General features: G+C 64.5%; 19 protein-coding genes. 9 read left to right on the top strand and 10 right to left on the bottom strand.

What is annotated here, in order from left to right; translation table 11 throughout:
- Positions 1-100: 100 nt before the first annotated feature.
- Genes BM045_RS01325 through coxB form a run of 3 tightly spaced genes read right to left on the bottom strand, consistent with a single transcriptional unit; the run spans position 101 to position 3,503 of the window.
- On the bottom strand, positions 101-406 hold the full coding sequence (locus BM045_RS01325) for a hypothetical protein (protein WP_092179205.1): 306 nt from the start codon (positions 404-406) through the stop codon (positions 101-103).
- Positions 403-2,895 carry a cytochrome c oxidase subunit I gene (gene ctaD / locus BM045_RS01330; protein ID WP_092179206.1) on the bottom strand — a complete coding sequence of 831 codons (2,493 nt, stop codon included), beginning with the start codon at positions 2,893-2,895 and terminating at the stop codon, positions 403-405. Before ctaD ends, BM045_RS01325 begins: the two co-directional genes overlap by 4 nt.
- The gene (gene coxB, locus BM045_RS01335) at positions 2,892-3,503 is read right to left on the bottom strand and encodes a cytochrome c oxidase subunit II (RefSeq protein ID WP_210184989.1); all 612 of its coding nucleotides are present in this window, start codon (positions 3,501-3,503) and stop codon (positions 2,892-2,894) included. Before coxB ends, ctaD begins: the two co-directional genes overlap by 4 nt.
- A 72-nt stretch (positions 3,504-3,575) precedes the next feature.
- On the opposite strand from coxB, the gene BM045_RS01340 reads away from it, so the two are divergent.
- Complete coding sequence (locus BM045_RS01340) at positions 3,576-4,127, top strand: DUF2231 domain-containing protein (protein ID WP_210184966.1); 552 nt, start codon at positions 3,576-3,578, stop codon at positions 4,125-4,127.
- Here BM045_RS01340 and BM045_RS01345 read toward each other — a convergent pair.
- From BM045_RS01345 to BM045_RS01355, 3 genes are all read right to left on the bottom strand, one after another.
- Positions 4,108-4,608, bottom strand: a complete 501-nt coding sequence (locus BM045_RS01345; protein WP_092179209.1) for a CopD family protein — start codon at positions 4,606-4,608, stop codon at positions 4,108-4,110. The two genes, BM045_RS01340 and BM045_RS01345, sit on opposite strands and share 20 nt — an antisense overlap.
- Positions 4,605-5,177, bottom strand: coding sequence for a cytochrome c oxidase assembly protein (locus tag BM045_RS01350; RefSeq protein WP_244522835.1), 573 nt, complete (start codon positions 5,175-5,177; stop codon positions 4,605-4,607). The genes BM045_RS01345 and BM045_RS01350 overlap by 4 nt, the downstream gene beginning before the upstream one ends.
- Before the next feature lie 179 nt (positions 5,178-5,356).
- On the bottom strand, positions 5,357-7,825 hold the full coding sequence (locus BM045_RS01355) for a membrane-bound PQQ-dependent dehydrogenase, glucose/quinate/shikimate family (protein ID WP_092179211.1): 2,469 nt from the start codon (positions 7,823-7,825) through the stop codon (positions 5,357-5,359).
- Positions 7,826-8,331: 506 nt separating this feature from the next.
- Between BM045_RS01355 and BM045_RS19095 the strand changes: the two genes are divergently transcribed.
- The 4 genes from BM045_RS19095 (at position 8,332) to BM045_RS01365 (ending at position 10,073) form a co-directional block, all read left to right on the top strand.
- A complete protein-coding gene (locus BM045_RS19095) occupies positions 8,332-8,628 on the top strand; it encodes a glycerophosphodiester phosphodiesterase family protein (protein WP_244522836.1) in 297 nt (98 codons plus the stop codon).
- Between the two features lie 119 nt (positions 8,629-8,747).
- Positions 8,748-9,035 carry a hypothetical protein gene (locus BM045_RS19100; RefSeq protein ID WP_244522837.1) on the top strand — a complete coding sequence of 96 codons (288 nt, stop codon included), beginning with the start codon at positions 8,748-8,750 and terminating at the stop codon, positions 9,033-9,035.
- Positions 9,007-9,246: a DUF4996 domain-containing protein gene (locus BM045_RS19105; protein WP_244522838.1), complete on the top strand. Its 240-nt coding sequence runs from the start codon at positions 9,007-9,009 to the stop codon at positions 9,244-9,246. The genes BM045_RS19100 and BM045_RS19105 overlap by 29 nt, the downstream gene beginning before the upstream one ends.
- The gene (locus BM045_RS01365) at positions 9,246-10,073 is read left to right on the top strand and encodes an inositol monophosphatase family protein (RefSeq protein ID WP_092179212.1); all 828 of its coding nucleotides are present in this window, start codon (positions 9,246-9,248) and stop codon (positions 10,071-10,073) included. The genes BM045_RS19105 and BM045_RS01365 overlap by 1 nt, the downstream gene beginning before the upstream one ends.
- 10 nt (positions 10,074-10,083) lie before the next feature.
- On the opposite strand, the gene BM045_RS01370 is transcribed toward BM045_RS01365, so the two are convergent.
- On the bottom strand, positions 10,084-10,923 hold the full coding sequence (locus BM045_RS01370; RefSeq protein ID WP_170848323.1) for a MurR/RpiR family transcriptional regulator: 840 nt from the start codon (positions 10,921-10,923) through the stop codon (positions 10,084-10,086).
- 64 nt (positions 10,924-10,987) lie between these two features.
- On the opposite strand from BM045_RS01370, the gene BM045_RS01375 reads away from it, so the two are divergent.
- Together BM045_RS01375 and BM045_RS01380 are read left to right on the top strand one after the other, a co-directional pair.
- The gene (locus BM045_RS01375) at positions 10,988-11,581 is read left to right on the top strand and encodes an ABC transporter ATP-binding protein (RefSeq protein ID WP_210184967.1); all 594 of its coding nucleotides are present in this window, start codon (positions 10,988-10,990) and stop codon (positions 11,579-11,581) included.
- Positions 11,578-12,378, top strand: a complete 801-nt coding sequence (locus tag BM045_RS01380; RefSeq protein WP_092179214.1) for an ABC transporter permease — start codon at positions 11,578-11,580, stop codon at positions 12,376-12,378. The genes BM045_RS01375 and BM045_RS01380 overlap by 4 nt, the downstream gene beginning before the upstream one ends.
- An 80-nt stretch (positions 12,379-12,458) precedes the next feature.
- Here BM045_RS01380 and BM045_RS19250 read toward each other — a convergent pair whose 3' ends face one another.
- From BM045_RS19250 to BM045_RS01390, 3 genes are all read right to left on the bottom strand, one after another.
- Positions 12,459-12,584: a hypothetical protein gene (locus BM045_RS19250; protein ID WP_280139416.1), complete on the bottom strand. Its 126-nt coding sequence runs from the start codon at positions 12,582-12,584 to the stop codon at positions 12,459-12,461.
- A 99-nt stretch (positions 12,585-12,683) separates the two neighbouring features.
- A complete protein-coding gene (locus BM045_RS01385; protein WP_170848324.1) occupies positions 12,684-13,589 on the bottom strand; it encodes an ABC transporter substrate-binding protein in 906 nt (301 codons plus the stop codon).
- A 68-nt stretch (positions 13,590-13,657) separates the two neighbouring features.
- Complete coding sequence (locus BM045_RS01390) at positions 13,658-14,644, bottom strand: ABC transporter substrate-binding protein (protein WP_092179216.1); 987 nt, start codon at positions 14,642-14,644, stop codon at positions 13,658-13,660.
- A gap of 205 nt (positions 14,645-14,849) precedes the next feature.
- Between BM045_RS01390 and BM045_RS01395 the strand changes: the two genes are divergently transcribed.
- Positions 14,850-15,803, top strand: coding sequence for a FecCD family ABC transporter permease (locus BM045_RS01395; RefSeq protein WP_210184968.1), 954 nt, complete (start codon positions 14,850-14,852; stop codon positions 15,801-15,803).
- Entirely contained in the window at positions 15,800-16,855 is a 1,056-nt protein-coding gene (locus tag BM045_RS01400) for a FecCD family ABC transporter permease (RefSeq protein WP_092179218.1), read from the top strand. Before BM045_RS01395 ends, BM045_RS01400 begins: the two co-directional genes overlap by 4 nt.
- The last annotated feature ends 55 nt before the right edge of the window (positions 16,856-16,910 follow it).

Genomic DNA, 16,910 nt, shown 5'->3' on the forward strand with positions numbered 1-16,910 from the left:
GCTCATTCGGACTATTATCAAGAAGCGGACAGGCGGTTTTCCACCCCATTCCGGCCTCGAGCCGGCTTTCTTATCGTCCGAAAGCTGCCGATCGATTGGCTTAGTTGCAAAGGGAAAGAAAGGTCACGGGCGCGAACATCACGAGGGTGATCGGCAGTGTGGTGGCCGTCAGCGTAACGCCCGCCCGCTCTATGGTGGAAGGCGCGAGCTTCGCGCGGCGTAATTGCAGGACAAGCATTCCACTCAGCGCCGCCATCGTCGCCAGCATCGTCGCGACCAGGATTAGGCGGTGCCAGGAAGGCTGCCAGGCCCATGTACAGCCGAGAGCCTGCATGGCGTAGAGCGCGACGAAGGCTACGGCCCAGATGGTGAAGCCGATCAGTAGCGGCCAGAGTTTGGCGATCACCGGGCGCCTCCCGCGAGCAGCAGCAGGATGGCCCAGGCGGGGAGTTGCGCGAGGGCAGCATAGTCGGTCCAGGCGCGGGTGATGCGGATGTCGGTGGCGCGGACGGCCGAGACGAAGCCGGCGCGATAGCGCAGCGCGGCATGCAGGGCCAGCAGCGCCGCGACGCCGGCATGCACGGCGCAATAGGTCAGCAGCACGAAGCGCAGCGACAGATTGGCATGGCTGGTCGGGTCGGGAATGCGCAGCATGCCGGCGAGCAGAGCGAGCGCAGTGATTGCGCCGAGGCCAAGGGCGGCAAGCAGCAGGGGCAGGGGTGAGCGGTTGCCGGCATTGAGGACTTCGGCACGGCGTAGCAGCGCCATGGCGGCGAGAGCCGTCACGAGGCCGATCGCCGGCAGCCAGTCAAGCGGCGGGGCGGGATCGGTCCAGCCGGGGGCGATCAGGGCGAGGTAGAGCGCGCCGAACAGCAGGGACCCATAGAGCGTGGTATCGGCGGTGATGCCGCAGAGCGTGGCCCACCAGGTGACATTGTCGCGGACTTCGCCATCGACCGGCACGGCCTTGCCCATACCGATGTCGATGGGGCCCATGTTGCGCCTTGCGCCGAGCGGGCGCGTCCAGAGGAAGAACAGGACGATGACCACCACGGCCGCGATGGGCGGGAGCCAATAAAGCTTGAACAGCAGGCCGAGAAAGAAGGCCCCGGTGGCCAGCGCCGTCCACAGCGGCAGATAGGTTGGCTGCGGCAGGATGATGACCTGGTCGGGTTCGCCACTCATCATGTCGACGCCGAGGGTTTCCTGCCGGTCGGCGCGGGTGAAGCCGAGATAGCCCTTGCCACCGGCCAAGTCGCGACCGAGCACATTGACGTCGAGATCGTCAGCGCGGCCGGCAATCTCGGGGATGGCTGCAAAGTTATAGGACGGAGCCGGTGTGGGCATGGCCCATTCGAGGGTCCGCGCCTTCCACGGATTGCGGCTGGTGCGGCGGCCGAAGCGGAACTGCATGATGATGTCGATCAGTACCAGGGCAAAGCCCATGGTCATCAGGAAGCCGCCGACGGAGGAAAGCAGGTTCAGCCAATCCCAGCCCCAGTTGGAGGGATAGGTGGAGATGCGGCGCGGCATGCCCATCAGGCCGGTGAGGTGCATGAGGAAGAAGGTGAGGTTGAAGCCGACGAGAATCAGCCAGAAAGCCGGCACCGACAGCGAATAAACGCTACGCCTGCCGGTGACATGCGGCAGCCAATAATAGAGTGCTGCGAGCATGGGGAAGACAAAGCCGCCGACCAGGACATAATGCAGGTGGGCGACGACGAAATAGGTGTCGTGCGCCTGGGAATTGAACGGCACCATGGCCAGCATGACGCCGGTGAGGCCACCGCAGACGAAGACTATGAAAAAGCCCACGACATAGAGCATGGGGATGTCGAATTTCGGCCGGCCCGAGGCGAGCGTACCGATCCAGGCAAAGATCTGCACGGCGGTGGGTATGGCGACCAGCGCCGAGGCGGCCGAGAAGAAGGCCAGCGCCAGATGCGGAATGCCCACGGTGAACATGTGATGCACCCAGAGGCCGAAGCTGAGGAAGGCCATGGCGACAATGGCGACGATGATGGCGTTGTAGCCGACCAGCGGCCTGCGGGCGAAGGTCGGGATCATGGTGGAGAGCACGCCGGCGGCGGGCAGGAAGATGATATAGACCTCAGGATGGCCGAACAGCCAGAACAGGTGCTGCCAGAGCAGTGGATCGCCGCCGCGGGTGGGATCAAAGAAGGGCAGGTCGAAGGCCCGCTCCATTTCGAGCAGCATGGAGCCCAGGATCAGCGGCGGAAAGCCGATCAGCATCATCCCGGCGGTAACCAGCATGTACCAGCCAAAGATCGGCATGCGGGTCAGGGACATGCCCGGCGCGCGCATCTTGAGGATGGTGACGATGAGCTCGATGGCGGCGGTGACGGCCGAGATCTCGACGAAGGTAATGCCGAGCAGCCAGACATCGGCATTGATGCCCGGGGTATAGGTGCCCGAGGAGAGCGGCGTATACATGAACCAGCCGGCATTGGGCGCATAGCCGGCCAGCATGGCGACGATGAGGATCGTGCCGCCGAACAGATAGCACCAGAAGCCATAGGCGGCGATGCGGGGGAAGGCGAGGTCGCGGGCGCCGAGCAGCTTGGGCAGCATATACATGGCCAATCCCTCGAACATCGGGATGGCGAAGAGGAACATCATCACCGTGCCATGCATGGTGAAAATCTGGTTGTAGAGCTCGGGACCGACAAAGGCGCTGTTGGGCGTGGCCAGTTGCGCGCGGATCAGCATGGCGAGAATGCCGCCGATGGCGAAGAAGACCAGCGCCAGAACCATGAAGCGCTTGCCGAGGATATTGTGATTGACGGCCGAGAGCCGCCCCCAGCCGGAGGGTGTGCCCCAGATCTTTTCCAGCGCCTTGTGCAGGGCGATCGGTGACGTGGGCTTGGGGCTCATGGCGCGGCTCCCACGGCGGCGGGGAAGTCAGCGGGCGCATGCGCTTCCACCACAAAGCCCATGGTTTCGTGGCCCTCGCCGCAATATTCGGCGCAGATGCCGCGATAGACGCCCGGCTCGTCGGCTTCGAGGCGGATGGTGTTTTCGTGGCCAGGAATGGCGTCGATCTTGCCGCCGAGGCGCGGAATCCAGAAGGAATGAATGACGTCCTCCGCGGTGACCAGGATATCGACCGGCTCGCCGGCGGGCAGGTGCAGCACATCGGTTTCGGCTGAGCCGGGTGCGTCCGGATAGGCAAAGCGCCATTGCCACTGACTGGCATGCGCTTCGATCCGCATCGGGGCGACGCCGCCCGGCTTGGGCAGCAATTGTTCGCCCAGCAGCAGGGCTGCGATCAACAGACCGAGGAGGATGGGGACAGGCATGATCAGCCCGCCGCCGATGATCCAGTGCATGGGTTTGATGCTGGCGATAGCTGCGGGGCGGAGGAAACTCAGCGCCAGTAGGCCGAGCACCAGCGCGAACAGCACTACGGCGCCAAAGAACATCACCCACCAGAGCGTCGCGATATTGCCGGCGGCGGGGCCGGCGGGATCGAGCGTCGACAAAGGGGTGGCGCAACCAGCCAGCGCCAGCGGCGTTGCTGCCAGAGCAGCAAAACGCAGACCATGTGAGGGCGAATGGCCAAGCCGGACAGCGAAGAGATCGAAGTCGAGCGGGAAGAGACGCCACCCGAGGCGAGCAGCAGCCACGCCAATCCGACCATTCGCGCCGTCGCCGATCAGGATATCGGTTCCGCCATTGCCGTGGCCGGGCATCCGATCCACGCCATGCTGGTGCATTTCCCGATCGCCTTGGTGATCTGCACGCTGGGCGTCGATGGGCTCTATTGGATCACCGGTGATCCATTCTGGGTGCGCGTTGGCCTGTGGTCGACCGGCTTTGCCTTTGCCTTCGGTATTTTGGCATCCGTCGCCGGAACGCTGGAATTGCTGGCCGTGCCGGGCATTCGGGTACGCGTCGCCAGCTGGAACCACGCCATTGCAGCGATGACCCTGGTCGCGGTGGCCGGCGCCAACTTCGGGCTGCGCCTCAATGTGCCCGAGGCCGTGCTGCCGCATGGGTTGATGCTGTCGTTTCTGGCGGCAATTCTCACGGCACTGGCGGGCTGGCATGGCGGCAAGCTGGTCTTCGATCATGGCGTAGGCCTCATCATTTCGACCAAGCAATGAGGTCAGTCAGGATCACGCCCAGCGCGCCGGGAGCGAAGAGCGTTTCGATGGCGGTGGGCGTGGTCCAGGTCGGCTTGCCCAGCACGGTCACGAGGATGGCGCCGACGACGAGACTGGTCAGCGTGCAGACGGCGACAAAGCGCCAGACGGGATAGGACTGGCCGGGCTCGAACAGGCGCAGGATCACCACGCCGCTGGTGACATGGATGATCACCATGGCCGCGACCAGCGCCAGCTTGACGGCAAACCATGGCTCGAAGGTCGATTGCAGGAAGATCAGGGCGATGCCCGATGCCACGGCGATGAAGGCGGCCGGGGAGACCAGCGCTACATAGAAGAAGCGGGTGAAATTGTGCAGGCGATGCAGCGCGTCGCCGCTGAGCCGGCGCCGCTGCAGATAGAGGAAGGGCAGGCAGATCAGCCCGGCCGACCAGCCGGCGATGGCGATAATGTGCAGGAATTTGAGCAAGATGCTGCTCATGCGCTGCGCCCTTCCGGCTGGCGCAGCAGCGTCAGCAGCAGCCACAGACCTATGGCCAGATAGGGCAGGCTGGCCGGCACCCACATGATCAGACCGGCGAATTGCTGGTCGCTTTCGGGCGTGAAGCCGAAGGTAATGGTGGCGGAAAAATGAGGCGCATAAAGCGGTTGCGAGAAGACCAGCAGCGCGCCGAGCAGGCCCATCTGCATGGTGAGGAACAGCAGGGCGCCAATGGCCCTGGCTGGTGTGGCATTGACGATGGCTGCCCACATCGCCGTGGCGGAACCGAGCAGGGTGGCCTGCATCAGCCAGTAGATGGGCGTGCTGGTGAGGGCGAGCTGATAGGCGTCGGGGGCGTGCCAGAGCCAGAAGATGGCAACTTGCAGGCCGGTCAGCGGCGCGAGCATTTTGCCGAACTTTTTGCGGCGCAGCAGGCTGCCGAGCAGCGGGGCGGCGACGGCAACCAGCAGGACGTGATGCACGACGCGGGCCGAAAAGAGGGCGACGGTCAGGGCGCAGAGGGGGCTGATGAAGATCAGCACGAGCGTTGCCATAGCTGCGCTGAACACCAGCCGGTCCTGTCGGGAGGCGGGGCGAAAAGCAAAGATGGCAGTAAAAAGAAGCATGGCGGCGATGAGCCATGGATCAAAATTCCACCGCCCCCAGAGATCATCTGGGAGCGGGGCTGGACCGCAATAGCTGGTCGAAAAAGTCGTGGGCATAAAGGTCCTGACGCTCGGGCCGTAGGCTAGTTGGTCGCGGCTGCCGGCAGGGCATAGGCGATGAAATAGTCGCCGATCGGGGTTTCCATGAAGTCATGGCCGCCGGCATTGATGACCACGATCTGGCGGCCCTCGGCCTCATAGGTCATGGGGGTAGCCTGGCCACCGGCCGGCAGTTCGACCTGCCAGACTTCCTTGCCGGTCTTGATATCAACGGCGCGCAGGATGTCGTCGGTGGCGGCGGCGATGAAGAACAGGCCCGATGCGGTGACCACGCCGCCACCATTATTGGGCGTGCCGATATCGACCGGCAGCATGGTCGGGATGCCGAAGGGGCCATTCTTGCGGGCGGAGCCGAAGGGGCGATCCCACAGCATTTCGCGGGTGTTGAGGTCGATGGCCGCGATTCCGCCATAGGGTGGCTCCTTGCAGAGCAGACCGGTGAAGGGCACGCGCCACCCGGCATTGACGCGAATGCCATAGGGCGTTTCGGCCTGCGGGCTGAGCGAGCCATGCGAGCCGCCACCGGCCGCGGAGTCATAGTTGGGATCTGTGATTGGCAGCACGCCTGCAGCGTCCACCTCTTCACGCGGCACCAACTGGTTGTAATTTGGCATGTTGTTGTAATTGGTGATCATGATGTTGTTGACCGGATCGATGGCCACGCCGCCCCAGTCGACCCCACCATTATAGCCGGGGAACTGGATCCACGGCGTATCGACGGTCGGCGGGGTATAGACGCCCTCATAGCTGGCCTGGCGGAACTGGATACGGCACCACAGCTGGTCGAGCGGGGTGGCGCCCCACATGTCCTTTTCGGTGAGGGTTGGCTTCAGCAGGTTCGGGAAGTCGGTGACATAGGGCTGAGTTGGCGACAGGCGCTCGGGTTCGACGCCACCCTGCGGGGCGGGACGCTCCTCGATATTGACCAGGGGCTCGCCGGTTTCGCGGTTGAGGATGTAGAATTGCGCCTGCTTACTTGGCATGACGATGGCTGGCACCGGGCCTTCAGGGGTGGGGAAATCGACCAGCGTGCCCTGGCCGCCGAGGTCATAGTCCCAGACGTCGTAATGCACGGTCTGGTAGGACCAGGCCACGTCGCCGGTTTCGACATCCAGCGCGACGATGGCGGTGGAGAACTGGTTCTCGGCATCGGAGCGGTCGCCGCCCCAATAGTCGACCGCCGAATTGCCCATAGGAACATAGACCATGCCCAGCTCGTCATCACCCGAGGCGATGGTCCAGCTGTTGGGTGTACCGGGCGTATAGACTTCGCCTTCCGGCGGCAGGCCAGTCTGGCCAGGACGGCCCATGTCCCAGGCCCAGTTGAGGGCACCGGTAACGGCATTGAAGCCGCGGATGACGCCTGAAGGTGCTTCGCGGGTCTGGCCGTCGCTGACCTGGCTGCCAACGACGAGCACGTCGCGCACCAGCGTCGGCGGGGAGGTCGGGGCGTAGAAGCCCGGTGCGGTATCGCCAATGCCTTCGAGCAGGTTGACCACGCCGCCATTGCCGAAATCTGGGCAGAGCTGGCCGGTTTCTGTATCCAGGGCGATCATGCGGGCGTCATGGGTCAGGTTGACGACGCGGGTGGCACAGAGGCTGCCGGCTGCCGCGGTGGTGTCCTCAAAATAGACCAGGCCGCGACAGGAGGCGTTATAGCCAATGGCATCGGGCGGGGTCTGGGGATCATAAGTCCAGAATTCGGCACCGGTCGCGGCGTCGAGCGCGGAAATCTTGTTGAGCGCCGAGCAGAGATAGAGGCGATCGCCGACCTTGACCGGGGTGTTCTGATTGCCGAAGGGCTCGTCATTTTCAGGGAGATCGCCGGTGCGGAATTCCCAGATCTGTTCGAGATTGGCGACGTTCTCGGGGGTGATCTGCGTCAGGGGCGAATAGCGCGTTGCCTTGTGGTCGCCGCCATAGGCCGGCCAGTCCACGCCGGTTTCAAGCTCGGCATATTCCACGGCCGAGGCAGGGGCCGTGGGTGCGGCTGTGGTCGGGACGGGTGCCGCGGGCGTTTCCACGACGGGTGGCGTGACTTCCTGGGCGAAGAGCGTGGTTTGGCGCACCGAAGTCAGAACCATGGCCGAGGCGCCGAGCGACAGCACGCCCACCATTGCAGCGGCCATGGCGCCGCGCGTTAGGCCAAGGCGACCACGCAGCGCTGGAATGGCGAGCAGCACCAGGACAAGAATGATGGTCGGGGCCACAAGGCGCGGCACCTGGGCCCAGCCATTGAGGCCGGATTCCCAGAGGGCCCAGACCAGGGTGAAGACGAAGGTCGCGAGATAGACCCAGACGCCGGTAATGGAATGGCGAAGCAGGAAGACCGCGGAGGCAACCAGGCCAAGCCCGGCGAGGGCATAATAGAACGAGCCGCCCAGGGTGAGGAGCCAGACGCCGCCTGCCATGATCGGCAAGCCAAACATCATCATCACCATGGCCAGAAGGATCACTGCCCAATATGCAAAACCCCGGCTTCGCGTCGCCATGCGCAGAACTCCTCTGAAATCCGTATCAGAAACGCAACGACGCAAAGCCGCCACGGTTCCGACATGATTGAGGAGGCGGGCGAATTGGGGAGTGGCGAGCTGGGGAGGCGGTTCCAGAGTGTCTGCTTGCCTCAGCGGAATACCCAAGAGCCGCCCGTCCGCTTCCCACCCTATTTCCGATATCGCAGCGATCTTCATGAAGGCGCCCGTGTATCTCAGAGAATGTTCTCGCTCAGCGCCCTTTCTCTCCGCCATAAACTCCCGTTCAAACTGCCAACAGACGATCGCCGGCTCGCTCACCACAGCGCCATTTGGCTCATCGTCGCCAAAGTGTCATTTCGGCGCACTAATGCGAGCCGATGACCACGATCTCACTCAATCCCATCGGCAGCGCTACTGTGCGCGAGCCTGGCGTGCCGCTGTCCAATCTCGACGCAAGACCCGCGGGCACCTGTTCGACCCTGCCAGCGACCCCGCCATCCCCCATTCTTTCAAATAGCAGATCCATGAATTACAAAGACTTCATGGCCAGTCCCAAGCGGGACTGCGCCATCATCGTGCATCGGGGCATCTGGCGCGACGCACCGGAGAACAGTCTCCTCGCCATCGAGCGCGCCATCGCGGGCGGCTTTGACGTGGTCGAGATCGACATCCGCAAAAGCGCCGACGGCGAGTTCGTCCTGCTGCACGACGATACGCTCAAGCGCATGGCCGGCCTTGCCGCGGCGCCAGAGCAGATGAGCGCGGCCGAACTGGCGCAAGTGCCGCTGCGCAATCGCAATGGCGCGCCGAGAATGGCCTGACCGAGCAATATGTCCCGACCCTGCGTCAGGTCTTCGCGCTGACCCGCGGCCGCATCTTCATCCATCTCGACATCAAGGATCGCACCGTCATTCCCGATGTCATCGCTTTTGCCAAGGCCATGGGCGTCGCAGACGAGATCGACGTCGGGAGCCCGCTGCGGGATCACGACGACTTCATCTGGATCAGCCGCGCCATCATGGCCGAGGATGTCGCTTTCATCGCCAAGACCCGGCTCAATGTGCCCGGCGCGTCCATGCAGACCGAACTGCTTTTCTGCCTCAAGCCGCTGGTCTGCGAGATTTATTTCGACCATCTCGATCAGGTGGCGCGACGGCATCGACGAGACACTGTCGGTGCTCTCGGCCCTCAAGCCCTTCATGAGCGAAATCCGCTTCGACGCGCTTGAAACCATTGCTGACAATCGCGCACGCTTCGAGGCCACCGGCATGGCTTTGTGGAAAAACACGCTGGACCAGGCCAATAGTGGCAGCTGGACCGATAAGGCGGCCCTCGCCGACCCCGACAGCATCTGGGGCCGCTTGATCCATGCCGGCATCAGCGCCATCCAGACCGACCAGCCCGAGGCCCTCAAGGCTTATCTTCAAGGACGCCAGTGATGCAGCACATTTCCGATCAGCTTCTCGCCGCCCTGATGGACGACATGCGCGACACGGCGCAGGCGGAAATCCTGCCGCGTTTTCGCGCCATCACGGCCGATGCCATCCGCGCCAAGACGGCGCCCGATGATATCGTCACCGATGCCGATATCGGTGCCGAGAAAATGCTGAGCGAAAAGCTGGCCGCACGGCTGCCGGGCATAGTCATCGTCGGCGAGGAGGCCGTGTCGGAAGACCAGACCATTCTCGAGCGCATCGGCAGCTCGGATCTGGTGGCCATCATTGATCCCGTCGATGGCACCTGGAATTTCGCCCATGGCGTGCCGCTGTTCGGCTCGATCCTCGCCATTGTCGCAAACGGCCAGACCATCGCCGGGCTGATCCATTATCCGGTGACTGGCAACTTCATCGTCGCCCGTCCGGGGCAGGGCGCCTGGCATGTCGCGTCGGATGGACAGCAGACGCGCCTCTCGGTTGCGGCTCCGACACCGATCGATGAAATGCACGGTTTTGTGCCGCTGCATATGTATGCCACGGATCTGCAGGCCGAACTCGCGCCCCGCCTGTTGCGCTTTTCGCGCACCACCACCTGGCGCTGCTCGGCCTTCGAATATCGCATGCTGGCCACCGGCGCGATGAGCTTCTGCTTCAATGCCGGCCTGTCACCCTGGGACCATGCGGCTGGCACCCTGATCCACACGGAAGCGGGTGGCTATAGCGCCCTGGTCACCGGGGAAACCTATGTGCCGACAATGACCCATGGCCATCTGCTGTCGGCGCCCGACGCCGAGAGCTGGGAAGCCATTCGGGCGGGTTTGCTGGACTAACCTTGCCTGCCTAAAGCGCTGACCGCAGACGCGAAAGACGCTTCAGCGATGTGGTTGTCCTGCTGCCGCCCAATAGCGACAGGGCAACCACCAGCGTCTCCAGCCAGACCATCGTGCTGCCATGCAGTGCCATGCCGCGCGCTTCGCCGCGGGGCACGGCAATCACCGCATCGACCTGCCGCGCCAGCTTGCCGGTGGCATTGTCGGTGACCAGCAGCACGGGAATGCCCAGCCCCGCCGCCTCGGCGACGACCAGCTCGATTTCGGCATAGGGGCGGCCATAGGAAAAGGCCAGCATGGCGTCGCCCTGGCGCAGGCCGAGCAGCCCGTCGGCCAGGCCGCGGCCGGTGGCGTCGAGCTGCCACACCTCCCGACCATGCCGCAGCAGCAGATGCGCCATATAGCCGGTGAGATGCGCTGTCGGCCCAATCCCGAACAGCCCGATGCGCCGCGCGCCATGCAATATGCCGGCCGCCGACATCAGGCTCTCGAGCTGCGCTTCGCCCTGCAGTTCGGCCACCTGGCTGTGCTGCAGCAGCAGCGTCTGCGCCGCCGCACGCCGCGCATCGGCATTGGCCGATTTCATCGTCCGGTCAAAGGCTTCCGCCGGCGTCACTTCGGCCATCTGGTCGGCGAGGCTCCGTTTCAGCTCCGGCAGGCCGGCATAGCCCAGCGCCTTGGCGGTGCGGATCACCGACGCATCCGAGGTGTTGATGGTCCGCGCCAATTCGCTCGCCGAGCGCGACATCACCTCGGCCCGGTTCTGGTCGAAATACAGCGCCACCCGCCGCATCGTCGCCGGCAGGCTGGCCATGCTGGACTGCATGCGCGTGGAAAAGTCGTCGGACATGACGTGAATCTCAACTTGGTAGCAAATACTACGACTTGCTACCATGCGAGGTCAATGTGATGCCATGGCCATGGGTAATCATCTGGTGGCTACAGGCCTCGCGGGCCATGCCGTCGGTCCGATCGACTTCACGGTCGAGGGCGGGCAATGCCTTGCCGTCACCGGTAAGTCCGGCAGCGGCAAGAGCCTGCTGCTGCGCATGGTCGCCGACCTCATGCCGCATCAGGGCAGCTGCAGCCTCGATGGCGCTTTGGCCAGCGCCATGCCGGCTCCGCAATGGCGCCAACTGGTCCGCTATGTCGCAGCCGAGCCGGGCTGGTGGACCCATATGGTGGAAGACCACTTCAGCGATCCCGCGTTTTTCGCCGCCCAAGCCAAGCAGCTGGGTCTGGCGAGCAGTCTCGGCCGCGCCGCGCCCGAGCGCCTGTCGACCGGCGAGCGGCAGCGTGCCGCCATCCTGCGGGCCATCGAACACCAGCCCAAAGTGCTGTTGCTGGACGAGCCGAGTTCGGCCCTCGACGAGGCCAGCACGCTCAAGCTCGAGGCACTGATCCGCGCGCTGATGCAGGAGGGATTGGCGGTGATCCTGGTGTCGCACAATCCTGACCAGGTTGCCCGACTGGCGACAAAGCGGTTAACCATCGGTGAAACGCCGTGAGCGGCCTGACCTTCAGCACAATCGAGCTTTTGCTGGCCAGCGGCTTGATCCTTGCCAGTGCCGGCCTGTCGCTGCTGCTCAGCCTTGGCATTCATCGCGCCCTGCTGGTCGCCGGCCTGCGTATGTCCGTGCAACTGCTGCTGGTCGGGCTGGTTCTGCGCTTTATTTTCGAGAGCGGCAGCCCTTGGCTGACCCTGGCTCTGTTGGTCGTCATGCTGACCGCCGCCTCCTATGAGGTTGGTGCGCGCCAGAAATTCCGGCTGAGCGGTGGCTGGCACTTTGCCCTCAGCGGCGCCGCCGTCAGCACCGCTACCATCGTCGTCGCCGCCTTCGCGCTCTCGACCCTCGCCTCCACCGCCGACTGGACCGCGCCCCGCGTGGTCATTCCGATTGCCGGCATCGTGCTCGGCACGGCGATGAGCGCCACCAGCGTTGCCCTCAACGCCCTGCTCGACGGCATCGTTGCAGCACGCAATGGCATCGAGGCACAGTTAGCGCTTGGTCACAGCCGCAGCGAGGCATTGCGACCCATGCTGCGCAAGGCGATCCACGCCGGCTCCATCCCCGTCATCAACCAGATGGCCGGCGCTGGCATCATCACCTTGCCCGGCATCATGAGCGGCCAGATCCTTGCCGGCCAGGACCCGCTGATCGCCGCCCAGTCGCAGATTTACCTGATGTTCCTGCTCAGCGGCGCCGCCATCGCCAGCATCGTCATCGCCATCTATATCGCCATGCTGCGCCTGACCGACGACCGTCACCGCCTGCGCCTCGACCGCCTGAAAGCCCATCCATGAGGGGCCGGATTTCTCGCCCCGTTTTTCAGCCTTGAGAGCGTCCCTGGGGAACAGATCGCGCCAGCAGCGCCGCCTCGATATCATCGAGCCGGATCGGGATAACCATTGATCGTCGTGCCGACCGGCACAAAGCCCAGCGTGATGGCCTGATCGAGCTGGCCCGTCGCCAGTACCACGACGCGCTGGGGCGCATGGTCGACCGGCATGACGCCACGGAAATGGGCGACATCACGCGGGTAGATACCATCGGCGGCAGCACTGCCTTTGCCCTCGGGCAGGCTTCGGGAGGCGACGAAGGGCGATGACTAGTCCTGTTCCGACAGAATGGCGCTGAGCTGGTCGAGCACGATGCGCGCAGCCGTGGGGCCGGCATTGTTGAAGAATGGTTGGTAGTCGACCTCGATGGCACGGCCGGCGCGAACGGCTGGCAGGTCATCCCAGCCCGGCATGGCCTTGATCGTCGCGACACCGGCGCCCTGGCCGCCATAGATGACCCAGTCGGCATCGACATCGGCGATCGCCGTGGCTTCGATCTTGCGCGAGGTCGCGACAAAACTCTGTGCCTCCGGCCGTGCCAGTCCCAGATCGTCGGCAATGCTGCCGGCAAAGGACTGCTTGCCCATGATGGTCAGGCGGTGCCCATTGGACTGCACGAAGGATACCGTGCCGCGGGTCAGGTTCGCCGCTGCCGCTGCCGCATGGAAGCTATCGAGTAAGGCCTGTGCGACAGCCACCCGGCCGACGGCATGGGCCAGCAGCAGGAAGTCGACCTTCCAGTTGAAGCCCTTGCCGCGCGTCACCAGCACCGGCGCAACTACGCTGAGGGCTGCGCGGCTGTCCTCGTTCTTGCCTGCCTCGTTCATGCAGATCAGGTCTGGCTTGAGCCGTGCAAACGCCGCCACGTCAGGCGCCTTGCGATCGCCGAGATCGACCATGCCGCCGAGCTGGCGAGCGAACTGCGGATAGTAGTGGGACAGATAGGGCTCGAACACACCGGTGCCATGGCCCTGCGTCGCGCCAACCGGCACCAGGCCCAGCGTCGTTGCCGCATCGGCCTGTCCGGTGGAAATCACCGCCAGACGCTGTGGCGCTGCCTTGAGCGTCAGCGCGCCGCGCTCATGCAGCACGTCGCGGGGAAACTGGCCATCGGCCGCAGCACTGCCCTTGCCGTCGAGGTCGAGCGGCGCCAGTTCGGATGGAATCTTGATCATGAGTGCAGTCCTCAAAATGCAAGCAGGGGCCGAGGGCCCCTGCATGGTCTATTGGCTGTGCGCCTTGGCTACTTGATGGTGGCAGCGATCTTGTCGAGCACGATGCGCGCTGCGGTCGGGCCGGCATTGAAGAAGAAGGGGTCGAAATCCACTTCCACGGCGTGGCCGGCAGCCACGCCTTCAAGCGTTGCCCAGAGCGGGGCCTCGGTCAGGACCTTGATGCCATCGCCACGGCCGGCATAGAAAATCCAGTCGCCATCGGCCTGGTCGAGCAGTTCGGTGCTGATATCTTCCGAGGTCTTGTCGAAGCTCTGTGCTTCCGGACGGACGAGGCCCATGTCTTCGGCAATCGCCCCGGCAAACGACCGCACGCCGAACACCCGGGTGCGGTCGCCGGTCGACTGCACGAAGGAAACGGTCGGCGGTGCAGCGGCGACGGTCGCCGCAAACACCTCGGCATCGGCATGAAACTGGTCAAGATAAGCCTGTGCCGCCTCGCGCTTGCCCAAGGCATCGGCGGTCAGCAGAAAAATAATCTTCCAATTCACCCCCGTCGCATTGGTCACCACGGTCGGGGCGATCTGCGACAGCGTCTCATACTGAGCGCGTTCTTCCGGCGTGTCCTTGGCCGCATTGACCAGGATCAGGTCGGGACGGGCTTCGGCGAGAGCTTCGAGGTCGATCTCGAGACGCAGGCCGAGGTCCTGCACTTCACTGAACTGGGTGGAAAATTCGGGATAGGCAGCAGCCAGATAGGCATCGGTGAGCTCGATCTGGCCGGCGCCGCGGGTGGTGGCGACCGGCACGACGCCGACGGCGAGCGCGCTGTCGAACTGGCCCGTGGAAATGATGGCGACGCGCTTGGGCTCGCTCTGGATCACGGTCTCGCCCAGCACATGCTTAACGGTCCGCGGGAAGACGCCGTCGGCGGCATCGCTGCCGGTGCCTTCGAGCGTGCGCGGTGCAGTATGCACCACATCCTGTGCGATGGCGGGCAAGGCGAGGGCCAAGGTGGCCAGGGTAGCGGCCGCGAAGCCGCGCAGGAGAGCGTTCATCGGAGGAGCATCCAGTGCTGTAGTAACAGCTACCGTACTATGCTAACCTGATTTACACTGTCAAATTAAATGCCGTCGCAAGATGGCCGAATCCGCTAGCAGACTGTTAACGTTGAGCGTCACCACCCCACCCCTTTCCGCAGCAAAACCGTCCCCTTCGCGCTACACCAGGCGCGCGGCTGGTCTCTTGGCATTGGTCGCCTTGTTGGGCGTACTGGTTCTGCTCAGCATCGGTGTTGGCGCACGGCCGATCGATCCGGCGACGGTGATCCGGGCGCTCATCGCGCGCGACGACAGTCGCGACGCCATCATCGTCTGGCAATTGCGCCTGCCACGCACCCTGCTCGGGGTGTTGGTGGGAGTAGCGCTGGGCCTGGGCGGCGCCATGATGCAGGCTTTGACGCGCAATCCGCTGGCCGGACCGGGCCTGCTTGGCATCAATGCGGGGGCGGCCTTCCTTGTCGTGCTGGCCATCTCGGTCTTCGGCATCACCAGTTTCTCGGGCTATGTCTGGTTTGCCCTGCTCGGCTGCGGCGTCACGGCGGCGGGTGTGTTTGCGCTCAGCGGCCGCTCGTCGAGTTCGGTGCAGCAGATCCGGCTGGTGCTGGCTGGCGCTGCGGTATCGGCCTGTCTTGGCGCCATGACCGGCATCATCACCATGTTCGATGCCCAGACCTTTGACAGCTATCGCTTCTGGGTGGTCGGTTCGCTCGATAATCGCACGCCGGAGGTTTCCTTTCAGGTCATGCCGATCATTGGACTCGGCGCGGCCATCGCCCTCTGCATGGGCGGACGGCTCAATGCGGTGGCACTGGGCGACGACATCGGCCGCACGCTCGGGGTCAAGCTGGGCCGGACGCGGGTGTTGAGCTTTATCTCCATCGCGCTGCTCTGTGGTGGCGCGACGGCAGCGGCCGGTCCGGTGGGTTTCGTCGGGTTGATGGTGCCTCATGCTGTGCGGCTGATCGTCGGTCCCGATTGGCGCTGGATCCTGCCCTATAGCGTGCTCGCAGGGCCGGTGATCGTTCTGGCGAGCGATATTGTCGGGCGCGTCGTGGCGCGGCCGGGCGAGCTGGAGGTGGGCATCGTAACGGCCTTCATTGGCGCGCCGGTGCTGCTGTGGCTGGTGATTAACCACAAGACGACGGGGCGGCAATGAGCGAGCGGCCGAGTTTTCCGGCGCGTCCGGTCTTTCGCCCCTGGCGTGGCGTGGCGCTGCCCTATCAGCCGCGCTCGCTGGCGCTGCTTGCCATCGCTACTGCCATTGGCCTCGTGCTCGCGGTCATCACCCTGCTGACTGGTGGCTTCAGCATTTCTCCATTGGAAGTCTGGACCACGCTATGGGGCGGTAGCGATCAGGTCTCGACGCTGGTGGTGGTCGGCCTGCGACTGCCGCGTATCGTGGCCTGTGTGCTGGTCGGCGCCGCGCTGGGCGTGTCGGGTGGCGTTTTCCAGGGGCTGTCGCGCAATCCGCTGGCTAGTCCCGATATCATCGGCTTCACCTCGGGTGCCGCGACGGGCGTCTTGGTTCTGCTGCTGGTCGAAGGGGCCGGCGCGACGATGGGCCTTTCCGCCGGCGCCATGCTGGGCGGCTTCGGCACGGCGTTCGTGGTCTATCTCCTGGCGCTGCGGCGCGGCGTGCATGGCCAGCGGCTGATCCTCGTCGGCATCGGCGTTGGCGCCATGCTCTCGGCCTTCAATGCCTATCTCATCACCCGCGCCGAGCTGGAGGCCGCGCAGACCGCCCGCATCTGGCTGCATGGCAGTCTCAACGGCATCGGTTGGGCACAGGTGGGACCACTGGCAATGTGGTGCATCGTGCTGTTGCCGCTGGCCCTGCTACTGGCGCCACGGCTGAAACTGCTGGAAATGGGCGACGATCTCGCCAAAGGCCTGGGCCTTCCCTCCAACCGCGCCAAGCTGCAGCTGATCGTGGTCTCGGTCGGGCTCGCTGCAGCCGCCATCGCCGCAGCCGGTCCGATCGGCTTTGTCGCCCTGGCCGCGCCGCAATTGGCGCAGCGGCTGGCGCGCACCGGCGGCATCGATCTGCTCGGCGCGGCTGCCATGGGGGCCGTGTTGATGCTGGCCGCCGATCTCGCTGCCCAGCGCCTGCTGGCGCCGTTCCAGATCCCGGTCGGTCTCGTCACCGGCGCCATGGGCGGCGCCTACCTGATCTATCTGCTGGCCAGGGAGTGGCGGAAGACCGACTAGCGGGCAACCGTGAGCGCCCGCGACAAAAACTTATCGGTCTTTATCAGAGTGTTAC

Origin of the sequence: Devosia sp. YR412 (assembly GCF_900110945.1) — a bacterium.
Lineage (GTDB): Bacteria > Pseudomonadota > Alphaproteobacteria > Rhizobiales > Devosiaceae > Devosia.